The sequence below is a fragment of the Bradyrhizobium sp. BR14999 genome (assembly GCF_056106085.1).
The window spans coordinates 3404873-3430704 of sequence record NZ_CM148536.1 but is presented as its reverse complement, the minus strand read 5'-3'; the positions used below and the strand labels follow the sequence as shown (position 1 = coordinate 3430704).

Here is a 25832-nt window from a genome sequence, read left to right as displayed (position 1 = left end):
ATTCAAATATTACTTCTAAGGTTATATTATTAAATCTAGCGATTAATGCAACCACCAAATTTATTTAATTCCGGAGCCAGGATATCTTGAAAACGACCTCGCGATTTGCTCCCGTCGTCCTCCGGGCCTTTCCGCATGATTGAGGCGACTCGGGGCATTAAATCATGACGGATTCGGAAAAATCGATTGCTCGCGATTCCGTATCGCATGTAGCGAAGGAGCTAGCGCGCGGTGAATTCTTTGCAGGCCTGTTCGCTCTCGGTTGTGTAAGTGGCCTTGTATCTCACGTCATTCAATCGGTGCACCGGCATGGATGGGTAGAGGCCGTTCTCGGCACCTTTGGGATCAGTGTAATCGTCTGGATATCGTGTGCCGCCGGGGTCTCTCTCGTTCTTCAAGATCGAACGGTTGGAATTCGTTCTTCAGAACTCGTCCTGGGAGCAATCTTTGTCCTGCTCGTCCTTCTACCAATCGGCCCCCTTAGCTGGCTGGCAGTAACTGCGCTCAGCCTCTATGTCATCAACACCGCCGATGTCTCCTCGTCGCGGCGCGGCGCTTTCATATTGCTCGCTTCTACCGTGCCGATGCTTTGGAGCCGGGTGCTCTTTCAGTTTTTTGCCGAGCGAATTTTGCGGATCGACGCATCGCTCGTTGGTTGGATCTTGAGCACGCATCGAAACGGGGACATTGTTGACTTCGCCGACGGCTCCGGCGTTCTGGTTATTCTGCCAGCATGTTCCTCACTAGCAAACGTGTCGCTTGCACTTCTATGCTGGGTTACCGTGAGCCAGTTGGTCAGCCACAAGAAATCTACCTACGATCTATTCTGGCCCCTTATGGCCTGCCTTTGCGTCGTGGCGGTTAATGTCACTCGTATAAGCTTCATGGGATTGAGCCAATGGCACTACGCGATGTTCCACAGCTCTTGGGGCGATGCGGTTGCGAACACGAGCATACTGGGCCTGATACTTGGCTTTTCCGTGCTAGGGGTGAGGCGTGAGCTCTTACAGCGCATTTAGGTGGTGCATCGCGACCCTGCTCTTGCTCGCCATTGGGTGGAAGATTGCGGTACCGTTCGAAGATCCCAACTATTTAAAGGAGGATCTTGTTAGGTTTCTCGAACGAAATCACTTCAATGTCGTGGTAGCCGACGAAATGGCGGCGGCCGACATGCCGATCATCCGGGCCACCCGAGCGTCATGCCAACTGCAGGTCGCAAAGCTAATTCCGGATGGATCGAACCGGAATCTCGTTCGACATCTTGCGATAGGCACGGATCGTTCGTTTGTCGTGTTTCGCGGCGAAGTGTACGCGCAACAACCAATACCCTGGACAGTGCTCCATTATCTATGGTCCAGATTTCTTCGTGAGCTTGGATTGATTAGACAGATCACTCCCGTCATCGACGTGGCGGAGAACTTGTCTTGCAATGCAGAATGGCTCCCATGGACTGAACTTTTAAGATCGTCCGGCCTGATACGACACTGAATTTCGAAAACCCACGAGAGCGGCGGTCAGACGTCGGGGCCGCGCCCGGCGCGTCATCTCGTCACGGGTAAATTTCCGATGAGAGATACCTAAGATTGATATTGACAAGATAATTAATTCTAGAGATTATTAAATCGACAAGCTTATTTCTATTTATCTGGCCAGATGGCGACCGCAAGTCGAAAGGAAGAAAATATGACCATACCTGGATGGGTCCTTGCGATTTTCCTTGCAATGGCCGCAGCAGTGCCGGCCGGCGTCTATTTCACGGCTACGCTGTTCTTTCCCCCTGACCAGACCTACACTTATGTCGGCCAGGGGACAGCCAACGGCGCCCCAGGCCCCCTCGCAGGCGCAGGGCTATCCTTCGCCGCAGTTGCCTATGGCGCCTACTGGATGATCAAGCGGCGTCGGCGCAAACTGGACTAGGCGTCGATGTGATCGTTTCCACGCTGCGAGCGCGGATGGTCGAATAATCCTGCTGGTGGATTATTGCATGTGCGCTATCCCACGGCGGCCCGGGGGCTCTGATTAAACCTCCGGCTATTGAATATCAGAGCTAGGCCTCGCGCCGGTCAATCACAGGGATCGGGAGGCATTCAAGCCCAAGGAGAACAGGGCTTTTGTCTCCCCTGCTACGGGTCTCGATTGCAGGTGCGTCTTCCGCAAGAATGACATCGGCCGAGCCTCCAAGGCTCGACCGATGGGCTGAAACCGAAACGAAGTCACCTCCCGCACGCATGAGCGGACTGATACCGATCAAGCATCAGCGCTCCTTGAATGCGCGCCCGGCCTGATCCTGCAGCGGCTTGAGCAGGTAGGACAGCGCAGTCCGACCAGGCGTCTTGATGAAGACTTCGACCGGCATGCCCGGCAACACTTTCGCCGACCCAAGCTTGGTCAGTTCCTCCGGCCTCAGCAGGACACGACCGGTGTAGTAGCTCGTCCCGGTACGCTGGTCCTGTGTGATATCCGCGGAGACCATGCTGACCTCGCCATCGATTTCCGGCGTGGTCTTCTGGTTGAAAGCCGCGAAGCGCATCGTCGCGGTTTGCCCCACATAGACCTGGTCGATGTCGCGCGGCGCGATCTTGACTTCAACCGCAAGCGAGTCCGCATCCGGCACGATCAGCATGATTTGCTCGCCGGGAGAGATCACACCTCCGACGGTATGAACGCTGAGCTCGTGGACGCGGCCGGACTGCGGTGCCCGGATGTCGACCCGATTCAGCTGGTCAACTGCCGCAATCTTGCGTTCGGAAAGCTCCGAGAGTTTCGAGCGTGTTTCGATCAGATCCTTGCCGACTTCCGTCCGCAGGTCCTGGTCGATCTGGATGATCTGGAGGCCAATTTCAGCGATCTTGCCCTTCGACTGGGCGATCATACCCGCCAGTTGGCTCCGCTCACCCTCGAGACGGGCGGCATCACGCTCAAGAGAATTGAGCCGCGTGATCGGCACCAGATTCTTCTGCCAAAGCGATCGCACGCCCTCCAGCTCCTGCCGAATGAGATCGACCTCCTTCTGCTTGGCCTCGACCTGACCGCTATAGCCTTTGATCTCGTTTTCCAGCTGCTCTTTTTTCTCCTGGAGCTGCGCCTTTTGACCGCTCCTCGCCTGGCGACGGAGTTCGAAGAGAGTACGCTCTGCCGCGGTCGCACGGTTTGCATCGGAACTGATCTCTTTGGTCCGGTCGAGCAGCGCCTTGGGAAAGGCCAATTGATCGGCGCCGTCGCGCTCGGCCTCTAGACGGGCCTGGCGCGCGAGCAACTCGTCGAGACCCTTGGTGACGATTGTCGCGTTTGCCAGCGTCTGGGTCTCGTCGAGACGGATCAAGACGTCGCCGGCATTGACCCGATCGCCCTCCCTTACGCGCAGCTCTCCGACGATCCCGCCCGTCGCGTGCTGAACCTTCTTCACGCTAGAATCCACCACGATGACACCCTGGGCGATCACGGCACCGGACAGTTGGGTCGTTGTTGCCCAGCCACCGATGCCAAACGCGACGAAGCCGAACATGATCATGCCAACGATCATGTAGCGTTGGATGGATTGCATGGCGGGCGCGACATCGAGCGTGATTTGGTTGGTCATCGGGTGCCCCCATGACCATCCGCAACCACCTTGAGCGGCACAGGATTCCGCAAGACCCGCCTGAGAACCTCCTCTTTCTGGCCAAATGACTGGACTCGACCGTCCCCGAGGCACAAGACGTGGTCCACGCCTTCCAGCGCCTTCGGACGATGCGCCACAACGACGACGATCCCGCCGCGCCGGCGCACGTTCATGATCGCCTCGGTCAGTGCCTCCTCGCCCTCCGAGTCGAGGTTCGAAGATGGCTCATCGAGCACCACCAGGAACGGTTTGCCGTAGAAGGCGCGCGCAAGACCGATGCGCTGTCGCTGACCTGCCGATAGCGCCGCCCCCCCCTCGCCGATCTTGGTGCTGTAGCCATCCGGAAAGGAGAGAATGAGATCGTGCGCGCCCGCCGCGTGAGAGGCCTCCAGAACAGCGGCAGCCGTGGCTTGCGGGTCGAACCGCGCAATATTCATTGCTATGCTGCCGTCGAAGAGTTCAACGTCCTGAGGCAGGTAGCCGATGTGCTTGCCGAGTGCGTCGGAAGACCAGTGATCGAGCGCCGCCTTGTCGAGCCTGATCCTGCCCCGAACGCTTGGCCACACCCCAACCAGGGCCCGTGCCAGGGTCGACTTGCCTGATCCGCTCGGACCGATGATTCCGACGGCCTGCCCGCTCCGAAGCCGAAATGACACGTCACCGAGGGTGGGTCTCTCCGCATTCGGCGCGCCGACATAGAGCTGCTCGACCGTGAGTGTTTCGACGGGAGCCGGCAAGGCCAAGCGCTCCTCTTCCGTGGGCAGAAGCTTGAGCAACTGGTCGAGCCGTTGCCCCGATTGCCGCGCGGCGACGAATCCTTTCCAGTTCGCAATGGCCATTTCGACGGGCGCCAGTGCCCGCGCGGTGAGGATCGATCCAGCAATGATGATGCCGGCCGTCGATTCCTGGTTGATGACGAGGACGGCGCCAACCGCAAGAACCAGCGATTGCAGGATCGCTCGAAAGATCTTGGAGGCACCACCGAGTCCGTTTGCGACATCGCTGGCCCGCTCATGGGCCGCGAGATACTTCGCGTTCACATCCCGCCAACGCAAGGCCGCCTGTTGCCGCATGCCCATGGCCTGCAGAACTTCGGCGTTTCGCCGCCCCTCGAGCGCCAGTGCGGTTCGCGAAACGGCCAGACGCGAGCTTGCCTTTGCCGGGCCTCGCGTGTGTGTTTCCGTGAGCATCGTAATCCCGACCAGCACCAGCGCGCCGGCCAGCGCAGTGACGCCAATCCAGAAGTGAAAGAGGAAGCAGACGCCTAGATAGATCGGCATCCATGGCAGATCGAACAGCGCCGTCGGCCCTCCGCTCGACAGGAAGCTGCGGACCTGATCAAGGTCCCGCACCGGCTGCAAGCCGTCGCCATCGGCTCTGGTCTTCAAAGGCAGGCGAACAAGCGCATCGAATATGCGAACGCCGAGCCTTTCATCGAAATACCGGCCGGCCCGGGCGCTGATCCTGCTCCTGACGAGGTCGAGGCCGCCCTGAAACAGGTAAAGCACGGTGGCCAGAACCATCAAGGCGATCAGCGTCGGTATGCTGCGCCCGGGCAGCACCCGATCGTAGACTTGCAGCATGAAAAACGAGCCGGTGAGCATGAGGAGATTGCTCATCCCGCTGAAGGCCGCGAGAGCCCAGAATATCCGGCGGCAGGACCGCAAGAAAGCCGACAGCTCCGACTGCGACTCATCATAGTCGCTAGCCGGCCGCGGAAGACCGGAGAACAGTCGTCGACGCAAGACTTCGACGAGGTGCTTTGCCCAGATGATCGGTCCTTGCGTCCGCAGTTCGGCATCTTCCGCCCACTGTCGTGCGACGGCCCCAAGTCTCGTCAACTGCGAAAGTTGGATCCGATAACGTCCTGCTGGCAGGGGGATCACCCCCCACCGTTCGAAGTTTGTCATGACTCCCGCCCTTGAAAACGTGCCTGATGTGACGATCCCCAAGAAGATCACCAAGGCAGTCCTGAGTTTGATTTCCCTGTCGTCGAGCTACTGTTTACGCGAAGTAGAAGTCAGATCGATTTTGCGCACCGAGCCTGGCCAACTTGAGCGTGTCGCCTGCCGGTACCAGCGTGACATAATGGCCATCCCGCCATTTAATCTGCTCTCCCAGCCTCTTCGACACGTACTCCACTACGAAGTCGTTCGCAGAGCGCGATGTCGTGGCGATCTGTATCCACCACCTCATGGTTAATCAGCTTGGCCTCACGTGCCGGTCGCCATGGGCTTTTTTGGGACCAGATGGGGGCCGGGCTGAGGTTTTTTAACCAGCACGTCAACTCACGGTACTGCAATAATCGCGCGGTTTTCCTCCATTAAAAACCGTCGCGAATTTCTCTGATGTCATGCCAGACAGTGAGACTCAACACGCTTGTATTGTGGCACGGCCTCAGCCCACAGAAATCGTTTGCTTAAACGCTCGGCGAGCCCATCCGAGTACGAGGCCGACTCTTACACCATATTTAATTCTATTTATTTCCACGTACTCGCTGTCTTAATGCGATGGGGACCGAGCCAGACAGTCGGCGCTGTATCCCGCGAACGCCGCGAAGCCGCTCACGCGCAGATCAGCAGAGGCAGCCAGAATAAAAAGAAGGCGGGGGACCACCCCCCGCCTTCCATGATCTGCACCGCAGATTGGTGGCTACACCGTGTCGCTGAACGCGTGACTACGCGAAATGGAAGTCATGGCTGTTCAGCTTGTCGAGCTGCGTGTTCTTTAGCGTGAGCGTGTCGCTCCCCGTCGCGATGACGACGTCGTGACCCGACTGGGCCGCATGGGAGAGAACGCTCGCAAAGCTGTCGAACACGCCCTTGCTGAACTCGATCGTGTCGTGAGCAGGTCCGCGGGCAGCGAAGTCCTTGATGACGTCGTGGCCGAAGTTCGACGCAAACTCGAAGGTATCCGCCCCCCTTTTGCCGACCATGATGTCATTGCCCGTGGTGCCGGTCAGCGTATTGCTGCGGCCCGTGCCGATGATCGCCTCGCCCGAGCTGGTCCCGACCACGTGGCCGGTCGTGTCGACCTGCTCCGCGGTAAAGGCGTGGGTCTTGCCCGCCAAATCAGAGGTGTGGAAGCTCCACTTGCCGTTGTCGCCCGCCGTGACCGAACCGACCGAGGTCGTGCCGTCAAACAGCTTGATCTGGCTGTTGGGATCGGCAGTGCCCTTGATCGTCGCGGTGTGATCCCAGTGCGGACGCACGTTGGTGACTTCCACCGTCGAGGTGCCGTTGCCGCCGTGCGAGCCAATTGGCGGATCGATCGGCTGCGACAACGCGCTGGTGTTGCCGGCTGCGTCGGTGGCCGAGGCGACGAACGTGTGAGATCCGGTTTTGAGGCCAGAGGTCGTCACGCTGAAATGTCCATCGGCGCCTGCCGCCGCCGTGCCAAGCAGGGTCGTCCCCTCGTAGACCTTGATGGTGCTGCCCGCCTCGGCCGTTCCGGTCACCGTCGCACGATGATGACTGGTCACATCGCTGAGCAGAACCGGAGCATCAGGGGCAGCGGTATCCAGCGTGACATCCAGCACAGCCGATGCCTTGCTGGTGACGCCAGAGACCGTGTCCGTCGCGGTGAGGCTGTGCTTGCCATCGGGCAACGCGACACTCGTATAGTGCCAGGCTCCATTGGCGTCCGCGGTCGCGGTGCCGAGCTGGGTCGTGCCGTCGAACACTTTGACCGTGCTGTTGGCAGCCGCGGTCCCCGCCAGGGTCAGCGTCTTGTCGTTGGTGATGTGATCACCGGCGACACCGCTGTCTGTCGAGAAAGAGGCGATCTTCGGCGCGGCCGGCGCTGTGATGCCCGAGCCCGAGGTGCCAGTACCAGAGGTGCCTGAACCGGACGTGCCCGTACCCGAGGTGCCCGAACCGGACGTGCCCGAGCCGGTGGAGCCCGACGATCCAGAACCAATGATCGGATCCACGGCCGTCGACGCAGCGCTGACATTGCCCGCAACGTCAGCGGCCTTCGCCGTCAGCGCATGTGAACCGGCCGACAACGCAGACGTCGTGACGCTCCACGCGCCGCTCGAGTTGGTTGTCGCCGTCCCGACCTGCGTCGTTCCGTCATACACCTTGATCGCGCTGTTCGCTTCGGCGTTCCCCGACAACACCACCTGATTGGCGCTGTTGACCACATCGCTGGCAATCGTCGGCGCATCGGGCGCTTTCGTGTCGATGGTGACCGACAACGGCGCCGAAGTATCTGTAGTGACGCTGCTGGTCGTTGTTGCCGAGGCGGCGCCGGGAGTGGGGACCAAATCCTGCACACTATTCGACTGCACAAGCGGAACGCCCTTGTCGGTGACGTTGCCACTGTAGGTCTGTGACGTCTCTGACTGACCGGAAGAGTAGCCATACGTATACTGGGCGAAAACGTTGTTGACTACTTGGGAGCCTGTAGCGGTGCCCTCAAAATAGAGGACATACGAGCCACCGTTGAAGCGATTATTGCTGATATCAAAGTTGACCGCATCCATAGTCGTGATGCAGGCATTAGCCGTACTGTTATCTAAGTCGATGTTGTTGCCCCTGATGATGGCATTCTCGCTCGTCGCAGACCCAATGTTGCTACCGGGTACCTGGATCCCATCAATGTGAGGATCTGGGTTACCGTTATTGCTAAACAGATTGTGAATGTAATTGTTTTCGATCACGGCTCCATTTGCTTCCAGCCAAATTCCATTTTCAGAACCGCTGATATCGCAATTTTTAATAGTCGTACTGGCTCCCTGACCAGCGACACCATTTGGATTGATGTCGATGCTGTCCAACGTATTTTTTCCAACCACCGTACAATGCTCGACAACAGCACCGGTAGATTCTAGAGAAACGTTTCCAGTAACTTTACAGTCGACAAGCGTCACATTCGGGGCGGCAATGACGACATTGCCGGTGATATCAAGGCCGCTGACAACAGCCCCGGCTGTAGTGATCGTGATGTCGCCCGATGGCTTGAGCGTCACGCCATCACGCACACCTGTTGTTGATGCATCCGGGAACGTGGTAGATGGAGCGCCCGTGCTGCCACCCGTATCGGTCGCCGCCGTGAAACTATGCGCACCATCCGACAACGTGCCGGTTGTGTAGCCCCACGCCCCGCTGGAATTAGCCGTCGCGCTGCCGAGGAGCGTCGTCCCGTCATACACTTTCACCGTGCTGTTCGCCGTCGCCGTGCCGCTCAGCAGGAGCGCGCTGTCATCTGTGATGCCGTCGCCGATGATGCCACTGTCAGTCGTGAACTTGGTGATCGTAGTCAAATCTGTCTCCATGTGTGTCGCGCGTTGAGATCAAAGCCCTCGCCGTTACTCAGACTACGCACTCGCACTCAACGCTTATTACTCTGCCCCGCACCCATCCGACTTCCATTGGCCCTTCGCTCTGGTCTTTTTTAAGACCATTCCTCTCTTTTCTGCGACCATTCTTTGACTTTTTCGAAGTCCAAATTGATCCGCGTAAGAAGCAACCGAACCGCCCCTTAAATCGCGAATCACAATTGAATTTTACCCCACAAATTCATTTTGGTGCGTGGGAAAAATCAACCTAGCCAGAGGTCATCTGACCCTGCTTACAGTGGAAACGCGTTCAAATTGAAAAAGACGTGAAAGTGTTCTGAAGGCAACCATCAGAAGCCCAGCAGAGGCTGCCATCTTTGATCATGTTCGCGAAACGAAGCGCACTCATGATCGCAACCTGAAGGGCGAAATGTCAAATATGCTGCCTTCGATGAACTAGAAGCACAGCGATCGCGCTTACAGGCGACGAGCGTCTCGCGCTTGAAGGCAACACTCCAATTTGGCGTTCACGGCTCATGAAAAGCCCCGCCATGCCACCCTACTGCTTTGAGTCGCAAGCATAGCCAATAAGACAACCTTTTGACGCTTTTAAATCCTGAATTGAAAATCAAATAACCCGAAATCTAGATTACTCGAATTGGCTCCGAGCCACCGCGAATGCCAAGACACGTTACTCGGCACAACGAGCGATACCATTGTTCTCAATTTTGCCCGAATTTGCATCCGAGAAATGTAAAATGAACCCGCGAAGCGGGACCCACTTGATCCTGGTCCTTAGTTGGAAACTCGGCCACTCGTTCTTCCGCCTATCATGCAGCCAAAGGCTGTGTCTGCTGCCGCTGTAGGCATGGGCCGCGCGCATGCATTGTCCATCATGTCCACCGCTCGGGCCCGCACAATTTGCTCGCGCCAGTCTTGCCGGCGCGCGATAGCCCAGCGCCTAGTGAACGCGCCACTCGTTGTAAAAGTCCATCGATTCCGCATTGCCGCGCCTCACGCCCGTCGGCGTCTTCAGGTCTTGAGGGACCGCCACAGCCCCTCGATGAGCACGTTGTCCATCCAACGCCAGATGCGGTCCATCGGCGAGGACGTGATTGAGACGCGGGAGCTCATTCCGCGGCAGTGGAAGATGATCCAGCACGTGCGCGAGAAGCTCGTCTGCCAGGGCTGCGAAGCGATCACCCAGCCGCCGGCCCCTCGCATCCGATTGCGCGCGGGCGTGCAGGGCCGAAGTTGCTGGCCCATGTCCTGTTCACCAAGTACGGCCTGCACCTGCCACTCAATCGTCAGAGCGAGGTCTACCAGCGTGAAGGCATTGAGCTTGACGTCTCGACGCCGCGGACTGGGTAGGTGCCTCCGCCGCAACCCTGATGCCGCTGGTCGACGCGATCCGGAGCCACGTCTTCGCAGCCGAGCTCATTCACGCGGATGGCACCACGGCGCCGGTCCTGGCCAGGGGCAAGACCCGGATCGGCCGGCTCTGGACCTATGTGCGCGATGACCGCCCGTTTGCTGGGCCAGATCCGCCAGCGGCCGTGTTCTTCTACTCGCCGGACCGTGGCGGTGAGCATCCGGAGCAGCATCTGGCGGGCTATGCTGGACTGATGCAGGCCGACGCCTATGCCGGCTTTGGCAGGCTCTACGAGGCCAATCGCAAGGGCGGGCCGGTCATCGAGGCCGCGTGCTGGGCGCACGGCAGGCGCAAGTTCTTTGATCTCACGCGGCTCACCAAGGCGCCGATCGCGGCCGAGGCGGTCAAGCGCATTGATGTTCTGTTCGCCATTGAACGCGAGATCAACGGTCTTGCGCCGCAGGACCGCCTGCGCGTGCGCCGGGAGCGCAGCCGCCCTCTGATCGTCGAACTGCAGGGGTGGTTGCGCGAGCAGCGCGCCAAGCTCTCCAAAAACAACGAGACGACCAAGGCGATCAACTACTGCCTCAGCCGCTGGGACGCATTTACCCGCTTCCTTTGACGGACGACTTTGCATGTCGAACAATGTTGCCGAGCGCGAGCTACGGGCGGTCGCCGTGGGCCGAAGAAATTGGACCTTCGCCGGCTCCGATGAGGGCGGCCGGCGTGAGGCTGAGATCTACACCCTGATCGCCTCCGCCCTATGCCGAGTTCGGCATAGGGCGGTTTATGCCGCCCGCCGAACTATGCCGAGTCGGGTCGTTTTCCCCAGATTTCTCGCTGGCCGGCGTTTGGTCGGTTCGGCATAGTTCGTTCTGTGCCCCCGCTTTCAACAGCGGAGAACAGGAAGATGGAAGTAGAAGAGCACTCGGGCAAAAGCCGTCTGTACCGGCGTCTCAGAAGCGCGCCGCACGGACAGCTCATCGAGCGCTACGCCGCTCGTCTCGTCGAAGAGAGGCTCGTTCGGCGCGGCGCGTGGCGTTGCCTCAACGTGGTTGGCGGGCTCCTGAGTTGGATCACGGGCCGTCACTACAAGCTGGTCGATCTCGATGAGCAGGTCGTTGAGCGGTACCTCCGACATCGAGGCGGGAGGCAGTTAGGTCGCCCAGATCTTCAGTCGATCTCTGCTCCTGTCCGCCTGTAAAAATGTACCGAATGCGCGCGTCGGCCCGCGGCTCGCCAATAGCCGTATAGTTCGAGCCAAGACTGCCTGGCAAATACCTTGTCTTGCTCCTCGTTGCAGTTCACAAACGCCAACCGGATGCGACGGTGCTGGCTGTCGTGGTCCATCTTTTGAAGTACGGCGGCCAGCGTCGAGGCGCCGAAGGGACTGAAGAAGAACAGAGCAGTCGCTTCGGTGTAATCAAACTCCTCGGCGGCGCCGTTATGCACCACCACGGGTACCCTGCGTCCGCGCATTCGCGCCGCATTCGTCTGCGCTTCCTTGCAGAACTCCTCGCAATAATCGATACCCACCACCTTCCTGCATGGGCGCCGCGCCGCACAGCACAATATCCTTCCCTTGCCGCAACCGACATCGACGAAGGTATCTGAAGGCTGCAGCGAAAGATGACGAAGAACCCTGTAAACCGCCGAATAGTGGATTGTGGCGTAGTGCCCGGCGTCGGGCTTGTCGACTTCCGCAATTCCCCTTGTCGATATATTGAGCTGAGCTTCCCAACGGAAATTATTGAGACGCTCAAAGATTTGGTTCCGGGCGTCCAACATGAAATCCCTCCCGCTCGGCGAGCTGTAGCGGAACGCAGGCAGGGTCTACGCGATTCTAAGACCTCGCTCGGCCATTTTCATACATTAAATGTAATAGTCAAATCGAAAATGCTTTTAAATAACTATTAATATGCTAAGTAAACCAAACGCATCCTTTGGCACATTATTTATTATCGATCGCGAGGTGTGTGTTGGGCAAAGAGATAGACCACGTAACATTTGAGTTCGCCGCCGACCACGAATTCCGCGAAGAGTTGTTTCGCGAATGTCGCTTTGTCCTGAAGGGGGGACGACCGCGGTTCGTCCACTGCGTTTTCGTGGACTGCATCTTCGAACCGGCCTTCTCAACCGACCCATGGGCTGGTTTGATGCAAACCTGCATATCGACGAAAAAGCGACTCGATAGATAAGCGGGTTTATAAAGCAAGATGATTGACGCGGCCCCGGACCGGGCCCGGTCGATTTAGTGCTTCTTGCTATTGCGTCATCGCGCCTGGAGGGGTGACGCAGCCTGCCGCTCTGGAGCGAGAACAATCAACGCAGAACGCCGGCGTCGCTTCGCTTTCAACTTTCTTCAGGAGTCTCGAAACTCATTTCGACATGATCGTAGAGGCGGATAGTCCCGAAGCTCGCGGCTGAACTGCTTGAGTGGGAATAGGGGTGATCCATGTCCGCCAAGGGCGTCGCGTTTTTATCAATACTTTGTTTCATTTATTTGAGTTGTGCCAAAAGCTTCACCCCAGCTCCGGTTGTTTTTGGCTCCTCAGCGACCGCGCCTGCCGCAACGGACACTGTTGTCCCCCCTGTCACTCTCGCCTCATCCGCCAATGGCGCGACGGTTTCGGGCACGACGGAGAACAAGGGCGCGGCGGGAGTGCCGCTTCTTTTGGACGGCGCGATTCTTGGTGCCGAAAGGCTAAACGGAGCTTCTGAAGCTTCGCCCGAAACGGCCAACTTGGCCGATGCCACATACACACTCTCGGCCCGAGCCGGTAATGCGGCCAAAACGTCGGCTACAAATATTTCGATCGAGGCCGACAACGCCGAGGGCACGGCGTCCTCAACGGCCGCAGCGTCCTTCTGCCTCTCAGAAGCCGCTGTAAAGTACGCCCTCGGTGCAAGAAAGGTGTGGTACGACCCCAGCCTCTCGGGAGGAGCGCATCAACACGTGTTTAACAACGCTGAAGTGATGAAGGCGATAAACTCCTTCTGTGGCGACACTAGAACTGACGCCGCACTCCTCCAACAAATCCGGTACGTTCTGGCACCGAATCGGGGGCCAACGGCAACCGGCGGCTATCAAGATCAAAAGCAAATGGGCGCCGCGATGATGTTCCTCCTAGCGAAGAACACGCCGCGCATTTGGAATCAGCTGACGGCGGCTGAACACGATTTGATTGGCATCAACATGGAAGCGTTCCTGTACAGCTCCGTGCTAACGACGAAGGACGTGGTCCACGCCAACATCGTGGATAACATGGCCGGCGATCCCAATAATCGCGATTACAATCCGAATATCCAGAACGGAATGATCGGGATGATCATCATGACCACACTGTACTGGGGAGCCGATCAGTTCGAAGCGAAACTCGCAGCCTACGACGACGCGGTCTTTATCGCGAAACTGAAACAATACGGTATGACCAATCTACTGTGGACGTACACAAATCCCAATCGGCCGTCGGGAGCGATTATTCAGGCCGGTCTAAGACAGATTGTGGACGGCCACATCTACTCGTTCCACGGAATCACCGAGCGCGATCTTCTTCAGCTTTTCGGCTACATTGCGGACCGAACGTTCTCGAAAACCGTCGCATGCGGCTTGTACGGCGGCGCAGGAATCGGTGGTGCGGCAAAGGTCGTGCGCAATTGTGATCTCCTGCCGAATTCGGGCGCACAGGGAATGCTCTTCGAATTCGACGCTTTCGATGCCGAAGGTCAACGCAGTTCCGCGGGCTACTCTTGGGACTCCTGGTATCCTCTTCTCAACTCGCGCGCTGCTATGCAAATGTTTGGAGGTTTAAATTCATCGAGCCTACAAACTGTGGTTACGACAACCGCGTCTGACGGCCAGAGACACATGGACGATATCATCAACCGGTTTTTGATCGGCACGAAGGATATTCTCTTTAAACTTTCTCCGGCAGCCAATCAGGGGGGCGGATATATTTCCTATTCGCACGCTGAATCCGAGGGAATTATGGTTTTCGATCCCCACACCGTGCGATCCACGGGCTATACCGGCGACGTGGCTATATTAAATGTACTGCAGACAAATCTGGGCAAGCCGACAGTTCCTTAGCAGGTTCATCCGATTAGGCTGCCGTGGAGACGCGTTGCGAGAGATAATGTCCGAGCGCCGTTGATGTGCCGGTTCGAGTTTGAGCTTTTGCTCGGAGGTCCGCCGGCGATCCAGCCTCAGGGCGCGACGCCGGCCGAGATTGCGATCCGCGTGTAAAGGTTGACCTCGGCGCCCCCAAAAATCCCTTGCAGGTCAATTTAATTGTGTTTTATATTAAATGCGCCACATTAAATATAAATAATTTACTGAGCTGGGACGCGGAGGTAGGACCATCATTACCCGAAGGAGCAGTGGCCGGCAACAGCCGTGCGGCAACGAAGGAAACGCGAATTCACAGCGCTTAGCTGATGACAGGCCCGACACCGAATCTCGACTGTCAATCATCATTGTGACCTACAACAGCGCGCGTGTTCTGCCAGGTCTGCTGGATTCCTTGCCGGCCGGACTGGAGGGGGTGAAGCAGTTCGAAACAATCGTCGTCGATAACGACTCACGTGATAGTAGTGTCGACATCGCAGCCGCTCATCCTGTACGACCGAGAGTAATCAGAATGGGCCGAAACGCCGGCTATGCCGCGGCCATCAATGCAGGGGCAGCCACTGTTAGCCCCGGTGCAAATCTGTTGATTCTCAATCCCGACGTCCGTCTCACCCCCGGCGTGGCGAGTTTGCTACTTGATCGGTTGATAGATTCGTCCGTTGGTGTAGTGGTGCCGCGAAATTTAGCCGAGGATGGAACGACTTGTTGGTCAATTCGCCGGGAGCCGTCCGTTGTGACCGCATGGACGGACGCCATTCTTGGCGGAACATTGGCTGCCCGGATCGGCACGGGTGAGATGGTCGGCGATCCCGCGGTGTATGATCGGGAAAGCCCGATCGATTGGGCAACCGGAGCCATTCTTGCGGTTTCGGCGAGGGCACGTGGGATTGTCGGCGATTGGGACGAGTCGTTCTTTCTGTACATGGAAGAAGTCGACTACATGCGAAGAGTGCGGGAGTGCGGATTTTCCGTGATGTATGTGCCAGAGGCGAAAGCGATCCACATTGGGGGAGAGTACGGCGAAAATCCCCGGCTTTCGGCCCTGTTGTCAGCCAATCGAATTCGGTACCATCGCAGGCATCACGGTGCGTTATCTACGGCTGCATTTTGGTTAAGTGTCATTCTAGGCCAAGGCATCCGTGCGCTTCATGGACCGAGCGGCCACAGAGCCGCCGTGCGAGCAGCGTTCATGCCCTGGACGTTGCCGCCTGAGTACCGAGTACCAACGGCCTGCTCAGATCATCGCGGCGGCTCGTCCCTTCGGAGATCCAGCAAATAGAGCCCATCGACGTCCGCACTCGGAAGTGAGCGACATTCACGATCTTTTTTGGCGCGGGCGATTTCCTTGACCATTTCTTAGGTTGACTATTTTACGTTTGGATTCGTGTAGACACAGGTGATGCGGGCCGCCAGGAGAATGGTCATGAAGCGTATGTCCGTAATTACACCGAGCTTCGCACCCGATTTCGAGTTGTGCAAAGACCTGCACCGGTCGATTCTCGAGTACGCGCCTGAATCGGTCCACCATCACATCATTGTGCCGCGATCAGACATCTCGCTCTTCCAGCGTCTCGCCGGTCCCCGCACGCATATCCGCTGCGAAGCCGAATTCCTGCCCAGTTCATTTGTACCCATGCCTTTGACCAAGTTCACGGTCAATCTGCGACAGCCGATCCCGCCGGTCCGTGGCTGGATCCTGCAACAAGTGGTCAAGCTGGCCGCCGTCGCCGCAAGTGAAGATGACGTGGTGCTGCTCGTTGATTCCGACATTGAGCTCATCCGTGCGTTCGGTGTAGAGACGTTCATCCACAATGAAACGGTCCGCTTTTACAGAAAACCGAACGAGATCGACCAAAGACTGCCGAAGCACGTGATTTGGCACCAGGTCGCCCGCGCGCTGCTCGGGTTGAAGCTGCCTCCGCCGCCGCATGCCGATTACATCTCGTCGCTCCTAGCCTGGGATCCGGCGATCGTTCGGCAAATGCTCGCAAGAGTGGCGACCATTACAGGCCGCCCATGGGCCACCGCTATTGCCGGGCAACTCCATTTCTCCGAGTGGACGCTCTACGGCGTGTTCGTGGATGAAGCGCTGGGTGCACCCGCCAACTCATTCGCCTCAGAGGACCCGCTTTGCTTGGCCTACTGGAATGAGGGCCCGCTGAGCAGCCAGGGCGCCATAGACTTCATCCGACGCGCCAAACGTACCGATATTGCCGTCATGATATCAGCGAAGTCCCGCACCCCGCTGGCGGCTCGGCGCGCCGCCTTCGCCGGACACCGAGCCTGGGTTGATCCATCGGAAGCGGAACTTCTATCGAACGCGCAAGGATAATCGATCAAAGCCTTGAGTGAGGACCTCCCTTTGCTTGGTCTGCTGGAATGAGGGCCCGTTAAGCAGGTATGGCGCCACAGATTGATCCACGCGCCAAATCTACCGATACTGCCGTCATGGTCTCAGAGTTGGCGGTTCGGTGCACATCGGGGAGCATCAGGCGTTGGCCACACCCGTCAACAAACTCGGGCCGACCATTCTGCACCCTATCAATAGAACGGTTCTGGGAAACATATCCGCTTCGGCTCATGATCCTGGCAGCATTTGGAGGCGCCCACGCACACTCGGGGCTGGACGTCGCCACCAATTGCTGCACCCAGACGACCGGCTCCAGCAAGGAAAGCCTCGGCTGCTGCAGCCTCATTTGAAAAGCGCCTCGTAAGCTGCAATCAGTTTCGGCCCTTCATGCTCCCACGAGAGCTCGTCGCGTGCGCGCTGGCGTCCGTGCATGCCCATCTCTCGACGACGATCTGGATCATCGATGAGTTCTAGGATCTTGTTTCCGAAATCGACCGTATCAGTGTTGCGGGCGTAGAGAGAGGCCGATTGCGCCGACACTCGTCCTTCCGATAGATCGAACTGCACGATCGGCTTGCCTAGCGCCATGTACTCCATGATCTTGTTCATCGTAGACATGTCATTCATCGCATTTGGGCGATCCGGGTTGACGCAGACGTCCGCGGTCGAAAGCACCGTGAACAGGGTAGCGTCGTCCACCCTGCCGGTGAAGGTCACAAATTCTGAAATGCCCATCTGCGCACAAGCCTGCTTTAGCGACTCCAGGTTTGGTCCCGCTCCCATAATGACGAACTGGACATCAGTTCGTTGCCGCGTGAACGTTATGTGATTGATTGCCTCAAGCAGGAGATCGATGCCTTCCTGCTCCCCGATGACGCCGACATAGCCGACGAGATGCGACCGGCCATTGCGCCACGTGTTGTCGGGAGCCAACTCGCGCACCCGCGCGAGATTCGGTCCCGACCGGACGACAAACACCCGATCCGGCCTCATTTTGCCACGCTGGACAGCGACGCGGGCATAGGACAGATTGGTAGCGATGGAGATGTCGGCCACCCTGAACGTCGCTCGTTCGAGAAGGACTAGCGCTTTCCAAATCAGCCCACGATGTCCGAATTTTGCTTCGAATAACTCTGGATTCAGATCGTGATGATCGAACACGAACTTCTTGCCGAACAGATACTTATAGAAGGCTCCGATTAGGAAAATAAGATCCGGTGGATTGCAGGCGTGAATCACATCAAAGCCATTCCGCCCGAGCACCTTGAGCGAGTAGGCAAACTCCCAAAATAGGGCGCTGCTGTATTCGGCGAGATAGGCGAGCTTGCCCTTGGCTTGGATCGGCAGCGGGTGGCGGTGGATTTCGATCCCGTCGATCAGCTCGAAAGGAGTCTCCGCGAGCGGACCACGGGGACAGATCACTGATACCTCGTAGCCGGACCTGCGCAGCGATTGCGCCTCCGCCCAGACCCGGCGATCGAATGGGACCGGAAGGTTTTCGACAATGATCAGAATTCTCCGCGGTCGGATGCTACGTGTCCCCTCAACACCAGATACTAGCGTCATGATCGCCAGACCAGCGATTTACCAACAGATGCCGCGATAATTAATTCCGGTTTGCCCGTCCGGCCTAATGCGTACAAGATCGATGATTATCTTCTTGTGACCGATCAAGGGGGACGAATTCTTCTGAAACTCTTCGCGGTTTCCGACTACCAGAACCTCGGCAAAGTCGGCGAGTTCGGTCATTGTCTCTCGCAGCAGGCAGGCGATATGCGGCAGGCGCCTGATCAGCTCATCTCTGTTGGCCCCTGTGAGCCGCGACAAACGAATGTTCGAGTCATAGATCGCGAGTTCATAGCCACGGCCGATCAATCTTTCTGCAATCTCCAGCATTGGACTGTAACGCAGATCGTCCGTGTCCGGCTTGAAGCTCAGGCCGACGAGGCCAATACGCCGCTTTCCGGTCGCGGCGACGAGTCGAAAGGCACTTCGAATTTGGTTCTCGTTCGCTTGCAGAACGGCATCAAGTAAGGGCGTGTCAATGTCGACCATTCTTCCGGCATGGCGCAAAGCGCTGACGTCCTTTGGCAAGCAAGAACCGCCGAACGCGAATCCGGGCTTGAGGTACGCCGGAGAGATATTGAGTTTCGTGTCGCTAACCAGAGCCTTCATTACTTCGTGGCTGTCGACACCCATCGCTTTGCAAAGCAATCCCAACTCATTTGCAAAGCTGATCTTCGTCGCATGCCAGGCATTATTTGCATACTTGACTGCCTCGGCGGCGCGAATTGACATGATCTGGGGCGCTACAGAAAATTTTTCATGGATGTCCATGAGCCGCCGAAGCGTTTGCGGGTCATCTTCGACGCCGAACACGATCGCTCCCGGATTGTCATAGTCGCCTATGGCTGTTCCTTCTCGCAAGAATTCGGGAAAATAGGCAACTCCGAAGTCTCGACCAGCTTGCTTACCCGACGAGCGCTCCAGCATGGGTATGATCAATTCTTCCATCGTGCCCGGCAGCATCGTCGAGCGCATTACAACCGAATGAAAGTTCGTGCTCTTGCGGAGACCTTCTCCAATTTCCTGCGCCACTCGGCTCACGAACGCCGTTTCGAGTGATCCATTTTCTTGCGAAGGGGTTCCGACGCAGATCAACGAGACGTCGGTTGACGAAACGGCCGCCAAAGGGTCGGTCGTTGCCTTCAATCGACCAGCGCGGACAGCGGCATCGATGTTTTCACAGAGCCATGGCTCGACGATTGGCGACAGACCTTCGTTCAGGATATCGACCTTCTCTTGGTTGACATCAACCGCCACCACTTCATGCCCGTCGCGTGCAAGGCACGCTGCAGATACTGTCCCGACGTAACCAATGCCGAAGACGCTGATTTTGAGCTTGGCTGGACGATTCGAAAGAATCTTTTCCTGAGGACTGGCAAGGTCTGCGATGTCCTGCGCGATCTTGACCGGGCTGGAGATTAAGCCTTCCATATTCAATGCCTCCGACGACATGAAAAAATATTGCAATTTAAATTTAGGCCGTTTAAATTGATTATAATTTAAACTCGAAGATAAACAATAGGAATTTAATGTCACCGGAGCCGCCCAGTTTATGTTTATCAGAATCCGCTCAGTTGACCGGACGAGGGTCGCACTGCTGCAGTGGCGGTCCGGGCGGCGCCAGACCCGCGGCTGTGGTGGGTCGTCGCGCGAGCCCCTTCCGAGCAGTTGCTGCCGTTGCTCGTGCCTGAGGAAGCCATGATTTCGATTGTCGTCCCCGCACACAACGAGAGCTCGGTAATAGCGCGAACGTTAGGTGCTTGGGTTAGCAACTCGGGTTCAGACGAGATGGACGTCGTCGTCGTTTGCAATGGATGCACTGACAACACGGCGGACATCGCGCGGCATTTCAGTCCAACGGCACGTGTTATCGAGTCCGAGGTCGCGAGCAAGACTCACGCCCTAAACCTCGGCGATCAGATCGCCTGCGCCTTCCCGCGTATTTATGTTGATGCCGATATCGTCATTACGGACGATGCCATTCGGGTTTTGGCGAGCCGTCTCGAGCGGGGCGACGTGTTGGCCGTGGCACCAACGCCCGAGATCGATCTAACCGGCTGCTCCTGGCCAGTCCGCAAATACTATGGCATTCGATCCAGATTGCCGTCGTCCCGCGAGGGAATCGGTGGGTCCGGCGTCTATGCATTGTCTGCGGAAGGACACAAGCGCTTTACCCGATTTCCAGATCTCATTGCCGATGACATTTACGTTCGGCTTCAGTTCACGCCGAAAGAACGAGAGACCCTCCCCTCCGCTAAGTCCACGGTATTTCCCCCACGCACGATCTCACAGTTGATTGCGGTCAGAACTCGTGCCTATGCCGGGATATTCGAGCTCGCTCGCGATTTTTCTGAGCTCCACGCAAATAAAGGCGAAGCAAATCACCGGACGCTCATCGCACTGTTCAAGGAACCTCGCATATGGTCCGGATTGTTGATTTATTGCTTTGTCAATATGCTAGCTCGATGCAGGGCTAGCATTCGTTGCTGGACTAGAGGTTCCGCCTGGGAGCGGGACAATACTTCTCGCATCGCGCAATCCGCAGCTTCATCCAAATGATCACCGTCAAGCGACTGTCGAAGGAAACGTGGGATGCGCTGACGCCCATGTTTCGTGATACTTCCTATCGCCAACTCAGCGGCTATGCCGATGCCGCGGCGCGCCGGGTCGGCGCAACTTCCGAACTGAACGGATTGTATGAGGATCAGACTCTGGTCGGCCTCGCTGACGTTCGCGTTAAGACCGTTCCGCTGACGCCCTTCGGAATTGGCTATTTGAGTCACGCTCCCGTCACCAGGAACGACAGCAGCTTCTCCCCGGAAAAGTTCGGGCGCTGTGTCGAGGCACTTCGTCGAGAGTACGTCGAGCGTCGGCGGTTAGTTCTACGCGTTGTCCCGGCGCTCGTCGGCGGCCAATTCCAGGAGCTACAGATAGCGATGCTGGAGGCCAGCGGGTTCCGGCCTTGCACGCGGCAGAGGCCGCGAGGAACGTTCATTCTCGATCTGGCTAGACCGCTTTCCGCCATACGAAAGGATGCTGATCTCCATTGGCGTCGCAACCTGGCCAAAGCCGAGAAGGCGGACATCCGGATAACTCGGTCGTTCGAGCCGGATGATTTTGACCAGTTCGAGCCCATATTCCTCGAACTCACCAAGCAGAAGGATTTCAAGACGAACCAGGACGTGCTCTTCTTCAAGAACATTCAGCCTGAGATTCCTGCCGATCAGAAACTCGTTTTGCACCTTGCTTGGCATGGGCAGGAGCTTGTTGCAGGGCATCTCGGCAGCTTCGTAGGCGACACGGCCATCTATCTGCTCGGCGCGGCTAATTCCAAGGGGCGCGATCTGCGCGCTTCATACCTCTTGCATTGGACTGTGATCGAATATGCGCAAAGGACCGGCAACTCCTACTACGATCTGGGCGGTATCGATCAGCAGCGGAATCCAGGCGTTTTTCGTTTCAAACAGGGGTTGAACGGCCGCGCCGTCACCGACGTCGGCCCCTACGAGTGCAGCCCCGGTAGTCTGCAGAGCGGCGTGTTGCACTTCTTGGAGGCCGCGCGCAACAGGTTGCTGAGTTAGTATGGTTCGTCGCTATTTCCAAAGTCGCTGAGCTTTGCGTGCAACGGCGGTGACCTGCTGTTCTATTTCGTCACTCGTCACCCGAGGTTCGTGTTCGGTCCGACCGCAATCCTCATCACAATTGCACTACAAAGAATGGGCCGATTTGGCCTGGGTGTCCGTAAGATGGCGCCGAACCTCTCGACGCCGATCGCTCAGCTTCTGCTTCAGCAGAGACACCTGTGAGAACCAGGCATAGGCTCCGTGATACTTTAGAAAAAATTCTAGTGGCCAATCGAAGGGATCGACTTTCACGCGCCCTCTGACGAAGCTGGAACTTGTCGTATCGACAGCATTAGGCACCACGCTGAAAACATAGTCGTAGCCCGCAGCCCTGCACAATTCGATCGTCGAGGCGTCATGATCTCCATATGGAAAGGCCAATAGCCGAACCTGCCGCGCCGTCAATTCCTGAAGCTTCAGGCGTGAGTCTTCGATTTCTTCCTGGGCAAGACGTGCATCTATTTGGGAGAGACGCGGATGCGTGTTGGTGTGAGATCCAAGCGTTACGAGCGTGGAACGCAGTGGGGTGAGCTGGTCCGCGGACATCACCGTCTCATCGGCATCAAGGCTACCGGGTTCGACGGGCCAGGTTGGACGACGCCCCAAGGCCCCCACCGGAACAAAAATAGTAGAATGAAATCCGCGAGCGTGAAGCTCCGGCAAGGCGTGCTCGGCCACGCTGACATAAGCGTCATCAAACGTGATTGCGACGTTCGGCTTGCCGCCAGGCAGGGTTCCACGATGAGACGCTGGCAATACTCGAGCTCTGCGCTGGATCGATTCCATTTGGCGCACGAAATTGGCTCGGTACGCGTGTGGTATCCCATGATAGTACAGGATAACCAAGCTGCGATCCGGCGAACGACCCACCAATTGAAGTACGGATCGCGAAAATCTCCCTGCGATATAGTAGAGCAGGCTAATTGCTAGCTTTGCAATCCGCTTGGTGCTTGCCCAAATGGAGATGTTTCTCATCACGCGTAGCTACTCACTACATGCGCCAAGCATTTCGCGTGCTCGCGCGGGCCGATCTCTTTGGGCCAGCCGCTCGCCTGCAAAATTCCGGCGCTTTGGGTCGCAGCCGCCGGAAAGCTCGTCTACGTTGCTCATATGCTTTGCCTGAGCCTGTAGCTCATACCCTCTTAAAATATTTAAATCCAGCTTATCTCAAATAACTCCGCAAAGCGACGTGACAAGAAAGCGCGGTCGCCCCCGGAGACCACAGCCATTTGAGTCTCCCAATAGTGCGGCGCCGAGCGGAGTTCCCAACCATCATACGCGACGCCTCGTCCAAGACCGAGGAAAACAGGTCGCGTGCTGTCTGCAGGCCTCGTGGAGCGCGCTTGGCTCGATGGGAAGGTAACCGCCCCCTTCCGTTGGATTATGCGTTGTTCGGTTCATCGGGCGCTCACCACCCTGTCGATGTAGGGAAGACCCGCAGAATGTTGCCCCCAATTTTGCGCTAGCCGCATCGGATCACGCACCGTACCCTGCAACCAAGCGGCGATCGGGAAGAAGTCGGAGGCCACCGGAATTCCACTGTCAGGCGCGTCCACGCCGGATGCAGTGCCCCAGGCGCACACCCGTGGGTTGAGCTCCTCAATAGATACCGCCTGAATCGTGAACGAGTTGTTTTGCCGCGGCCTCTCGGCGGCGGCGGCATTAGGACTGCCAATGTTAAATCCACAAATACGGCAGATGGTAAACTCGAAAGAAAATGATACATTTCCCTAAGCTCGCCGCAACTTATTGGAAATAATCTTCCATTAAAAAACCAAACCGAACAGATCTTTATCTATGATCTCTCCACGCTTAAAGCGTCGGGGATTCAAAATGCATTGAAGTGTAAATTATTAAATGCGATAATACCCGCCGAGGTCAAGCCGTAATCAGCGGGTTAGATATTGAAGGCTATCTCTCTACATCAATGCCCCAGTGTGCCGATAAGAAACATGCGCGTCAATGCCACGGCCTGGGACGGATTATCATAACCGGCAAGGGTGGCGGAGTTCTGATCGGGGATAGTGACATGTTCAGCACCTTCGCGACCGGTGGCAGCAAGGATGTGGGGTTCGATGGAACCTCGGATGGACTGTCCGGCATTGCAATGTTCACAAAGTGCAAGATGGCGTTTGCGCCCAAAGGGACGTCGTGAAACACAACACCGCTATCTACGACAGCACCACTAATTCCTCGTTTACGATTGAGAATAGCGAAGGTCCGGTAGACGATGTCCGACTGGAGGATAATCGCCCCACCGGCGGTGGCTACACCGCGCGTCGTGATGGACGTGGCCAAACCCGATGACCAACATCAGGATCGCCAATAATCGCATTGCCGAACGTACTTGCGGATGTACTAGGTTCGACGGGATCTGCGCGCCAACATTCACAAGTAATGCTGATGACGCCACCGGATCTCTGCTGACTCGACGCTCCGGCGTTCCGAACAGGCGGACGTTATAGTCCAGATAGGATTGTCTATCGGAGCCGATCAGATGCCCAGATATTCAATAGGTTCCGGTAAACTCCGGCGTCGTCATATCCCCGCTTTTCAGGTCGTCAGTCCGTTGCACAAGGAGCAAGGGCTGGCCGGTTCATATCAGGCCGGACGGAAACAATTAAGTTGGCCCGTACTTCTGTTCTTTCTTGCCCTCCTCTGGCCGTGCCAACTTTATGTCGGGTCACTGCGACTGTCGCTCTACCGAATCGTCCTTCTCGTGATGATCCTGCCTTGCTTGAGCAAGTTTGCTGCCGGGAGAGTGGGAATCAAGATTTCCGATGTTGCAGTGCTGCTGTTTTCATTCTGGCGCGTCCTCGGCTTAATCGTTGTTGATGGAATAGAATCGTCCAGCCAAACGTTCGGAATTGAGTGGATCGAAACCATCGGCCCCTATCTTTTGGCGCGATGCTTCATCCGTGACGCGGACGACTTCTACAACATGATCCAGCTACTGTTCAGGATCGTGCTCGTCCTGTTGCCGTTCGCCATTATCGAGCTTGTCTCTGGGCACAACATTTTGCGCGAATTGTTTGCGATGATCTGCCCAACGCCCTTGTTCAGCCCGGAGCAACGATCTGGGTTAACTCGGGTCCAGTCGGTTTTTGATCATCCAATTCTCTTCGGCGTGTTCGCAGCCAGTGCGCTTGCCCCGGTTTACTTGGTTCTCGGCCACAAGATGAGTTTGCTTCGGCGCAACCTCATGACTGCGGCCGTGGCGGCTACCGCGAGCATGTCGTTGTCCGCCGGGCCCTTAATGGCGATCGTCGCTCAAGGGCTCCTTCTGTCATGGGACTCGCTGTTAAGGGGCGTCAAGGCCCGATGGAAAATTTTGATCGGGCTTTTGGCCGTAGTCGTCACTTTGATCGAAGCCGTGGCCAACCGATCCTTGCCGTCAATTGTCTCCGGCTATCTCACATTCGATCCTCAGTCATACTATTTTCGGCTGCTGATATGGGACTATGGGTCCGCGGTAGCCCTGGATCATCCCGTTTTCGGCATCGGCCTGAGCGATTGGGAACGCCCCAATTGGATGGGGCCAAGCATTGACAATTTCTGGCTCGTCTTGGCAATGCGCTCCGGCTTGCCGGCACCTGTTCTCCTGCATCTGGCCATTTTGTTGATCTTCCTTACCGTAGGTTCCAAGAAGGGTCTCGACGGGAAGATAACGGCGTATCGAACGGCTTTTCTGATCGCCATGGCAGGGATTTACCTGGTCGGTTGGACCGTCCATTTCTGGGACACTGCGTATGTTGCTTTTCTATTTCTACTGGGAAGCGGAGCCTGGGTGCTCGACGTAGACGCAGAGACCTCGGAGAGAGCCAGCTCGCGTTCGCCTGCACGGAAGGTACGTTACGGGGCACCGGCTGAATAGTCCGAGAAATCACACGTCATCCGCGCCGGGAAATCC

General features: G+C 57.2%; 16 protein-coding genes and 1 pseudogene. 10 read left to right on the top strand and 7 right to left on the bottom strand.

Annotated features, from left to right (window positions below):
* The first annotated feature begins 164 nt into the window (after window positions 1-164).
* Window positions 165-1019 (top strand): hypothetical protein, encoded by an 855-nt coding sequence (locus ACR9YP_RS15760; protein WP_438106306.1) that lies wholly within the window; start codon window positions 165-167, stop codon window positions 1017-1019.
* A 664-nt stretch (window positions 1020-1683) separates the two neighbouring features.
* Window positions 1684-1917 carry a hypothetical protein gene (locus tag ACR9YP_RS15755; RefSeq protein WP_438106304.1) on the top strand — a complete coding sequence of 78 codons (234 nt, stop codon included), beginning with the start codon at window positions 1684-1686 and terminating at the stop codon, window positions 1915-1917.
* Window positions 1918-2254: 337 nt separating this feature from the next.
* Here ACR9YP_RS15755 and ACR9YP_RS15750 read toward each other — a convergent pair whose 3' ends face one another.
* The 3 genes from ACR9YP_RS15750 to ACR9YP_RS15740 form a co-directional block, all read right to left on the bottom strand.
* Window positions 2255-3580 carry an HlyD family type I secretion periplasmic adaptor subunit gene (locus ACR9YP_RS15750; RefSeq protein WP_438106303.1) on the bottom strand — a complete coding sequence of 442 codons (1326 nt, stop codon included), beginning with the start codon at window positions 3578-3580 and terminating at the stop codon, window positions 2255-2257.
* Complete coding sequence (locus ACR9YP_RS15745; RefSeq protein WP_474220374.1) at window positions 3577-5511, bottom strand: type I secretion system permease/ATPase; 1935 nt, start codon at window positions 5509-5511, stop codon at window positions 3577-3579. Before ACR9YP_RS15745 ends, ACR9YP_RS15750 begins: the two co-directional genes overlap by 4 nt.
* A 767-nt stretch (window positions 5512-6278) precedes the next feature.
* A complete protein-coding gene (locus ACR9YP_RS15740; protein WP_474220372.1) occupies window positions 6279-8867 on the bottom strand; it encodes an Ig-like domain-containing protein in 2589 nt (862 codons plus the stop codon).
* A gap of 814 nt (window positions 8868-9681) precedes the next feature.
* Here ACR9YP_RS15740 and tnpC point away from each other — a divergent pair.
* Window positions 9682-11015 (top strand): annotated as a pseudogene (gene tnpC, locus ACR9YP_RS15735) (IS66 family transposase); the annotation flags it as partial.
* Window positions 11016-11427: 412 nt separating this feature from the next.
* Here tnpC and ACR9YP_RS15730 read toward each other — a convergent pair.
* On the bottom strand, window positions 11428-12042 hold the full coding sequence (locus tag ACR9YP_RS15730) for a class I SAM-dependent methyltransferase (protein WP_438106297.1): 615 nt from the start codon (window positions 12040-12042) through the stop codon (window positions 11428-11430).
* Between the two features lie 667 nt (window positions 12043-12709).
* Here ACR9YP_RS15730 and ACR9YP_RS15725 point away from each other — a divergent pair.
* The 3 genes from ACR9YP_RS15725 to ACR9YP_RS15715 all read left to right on the top strand — a co-directional run bounded on the left by ACR9YP_RS15725 (window position 12710) and on the right by ACR9YP_RS15715 (window position 16715).
* Window positions 12710-14344, top strand: coding sequence for a hypothetical protein (locus ACR9YP_RS15725; protein WP_474220370.1), 1635 nt, complete (start codon window positions 12710-12712; stop codon window positions 14342-14344).
* 388 nt (window positions 14345-14732) lie between these two features.
* A complete protein-coding gene (locus tag ACR9YP_RS15720; RefSeq protein ID WP_474220369.1) occupies window positions 14733-15662 on the top strand; it encodes a glycosyltransferase in 930 nt (309 codons plus the stop codon).
* Window positions 15663-15806: 144 nt separating this feature from the next.
* A complete protein-coding gene (locus ACR9YP_RS15715; protein ID WP_474220368.1) occupies window positions 15807-16715 on the top strand; it encodes a DUF6492 family protein in 909 nt (302 codons plus the stop codon).
* A 360-nt stretch (window positions 16716-17075) separates the two neighbouring features.
* Here ACR9YP_RS15715 and ACR9YP_RS15710 read toward each other — a convergent pair whose 3' ends face one another.
* Together ACR9YP_RS15710 and ACR9YP_RS15705 are read right to left on the bottom strand one after the other, a co-directional pair.
* Entirely contained in the window at window positions 17076-18299 is a 1224-nt protein-coding gene (locus tag ACR9YP_RS15710) for a glycosyltransferase family 4 protein (protein ID WP_438106290.1), read from the bottom strand.
* Window positions 18300-18317: 18 nt separating this feature from the next.
* Window positions 18318-19730, bottom strand: coding sequence for a nucleotide sugar dehydrogenase (locus ACR9YP_RS15705; RefSeq protein WP_474220367.1), 1413 nt, complete (start codon window positions 19728-19730; stop codon window positions 18318-18320).
* 267 nt (window positions 19731-19997) lie between these two features.
* On the opposite strand from ACR9YP_RS15705, the gene ACR9YP_RS15700 reads away from it, so the two are divergent.
* On the top strand, window positions 19998-20858 hold the full coding sequence (locus ACR9YP_RS15700; protein ID WP_438106285.1) for a glycosyltransferase family 2 protein: 861 nt from the start codon (window positions 19998-20000) through the stop codon (window positions 20856-20858).
* Window positions 20855-21880 (top strand): lipid II:glycine glycyltransferase FemX, encoded by a 1026-nt coding sequence (locus tag ACR9YP_RS15695; protein WP_438106284.1) that lies wholly within the window; start codon window positions 20855-20857, stop codon window positions 21878-21880. The genes ACR9YP_RS15700 and ACR9YP_RS15695 overlap by 4 nt, the downstream gene beginning before the upstream one ends.
* 126 nt (window positions 21881-22006) lie before the next feature.
* On the opposite strand, the gene ACR9YP_RS15690 is transcribed toward ACR9YP_RS15695, so the two are convergent.
* Complete coding sequence (locus tag ACR9YP_RS15690) at window positions 22007-22897, bottom strand: polysaccharide deacetylase family protein (RefSeq protein ID WP_474220365.1); 891 nt, start codon at window positions 22895-22897, stop codon at window positions 22007-22009.
* A gap of 1054 nt (window positions 22898-23951) precedes the next feature.
* Between ACR9YP_RS15690 and ACR9YP_RS15685 the strand changes: the two genes are divergently transcribed.
* Window positions 23952-24077 (top strand): hypothetical protein, encoded by a 126-nt coding sequence (locus ACR9YP_RS15685; RefSeq protein WP_474220364.1) that lies wholly within the window; start codon window positions 23952-23954, stop codon window positions 24075-24077.
* A gap of 342 nt (window positions 24078-24419) precedes the next feature.
* Complete coding sequence (locus ACR9YP_RS15680; protein ID WP_438106278.1) at window positions 24420-25796, top strand: O-antigen ligase family protein; 1377 nt, start codon at window positions 24420-24422, stop codon at window positions 25794-25796.
* The last annotated feature ends 36 nt before the right edge of the window (window positions 25797-25832 follow it).

Excerpts from the sequence above, each read along its gene's own strand:
- ACR9YP_RS15710 (WP_438106290.1), bottom strand. The coding sequence starts at position 18,299 with ATGACGCTAGTATCTGGTGTTGAGGGGACACGTAGCATCCGACCGCGG.
- ACR9YP_RS15760 (WP_438106306.1), top strand. The coding sequence starts at position 165 with ATGACGGATTCGGAAAAATCGATTGCTCGCGATTCCGTATCGCATGTA.
- ACR9YP_RS15700 (WP_438106285.1), top strand. The coding sequence starts at position 19,998 with ATGATTTCGATTGTCGTCCCCGCACACAACGAGAGCTCGGTAATAGCG.
- ACR9YP_RS15745 (WP_474220374.1), bottom strand. The coding sequence starts at position 5,511 with ATGACAAACTTCGAACGGTGGGGGGTGATCCCCCTGCCAGCAGGACGT.
- ACR9YP_RS15680 (WP_438106278.1), top strand. The coding sequence starts at position 24,420 with ATGCCCAGATATTCAATAGGTTCCGGTAAACTCCGGCGTCGTCATATC.
- ACR9YP_RS15725 (WP_474220370.1), top strand. The coding sequence starts at position 12,710 with ATGTCCGCCAAGGGCGTCGCGTTTTTATCAATACTTTGTTTCATTTAT.
- ACR9YP_RS15750 (WP_438106303.1), bottom strand. The coding sequence starts at position 3,580 with ATGACCAACCAAATCACGCTCGATGTCGCGCCCGCCATGCAATCCATC.
- ACR9YP_RS15690 (WP_474220365.1), bottom strand. The coding sequence starts at position 22,897 with ATGAGAAACATCTCCATTTGGGCAAGCACCAAGCGGATTGCAAAGCTA.
- ACR9YP_RS15695 (WP_438106284.1), top strand. The coding sequence starts at position 20,855 with ATGATCACCGTCAAGCGACTGTCGAAGGAAACGTGGGATGCGCTGACG.
- ACR9YP_RS15715 (WP_474220368.1), top strand. The coding sequence starts at position 15,807 with ATGAAGCGTATGTCCGTAATTACACCGAGCTTCGCACCCGATTTCGAG.
- ACR9YP_RS15755 (WP_438106304.1), top strand. The coding sequence starts at position 1,684 with ATGACCATACCTGGATGGGTCCTTGCGATTTTCCTTGCAATGGCCGCA.
- ACR9YP_RS15685 (WP_474220364.1), top strand. The coding sequence starts at position 23,952 with ATGTTCAGCACCTTCGCGACCGGTGGCAGCAAGGATGTGGGGTTCGAT.
- ACR9YP_RS15730 (WP_438106297.1), bottom strand. The coding sequence starts at position 12,042 with ATGTTGGACGCCCGGAACCAAATCTTTGAGCGTCTCAATAATTTCCGT.
- ACR9YP_RS15705 (WP_474220367.1), bottom strand. The coding sequence starts at position 19,730 with ATGGAAGGCTTAATCTCCAGCCCGGTCAAGATCGCGCAGGACATCGCA.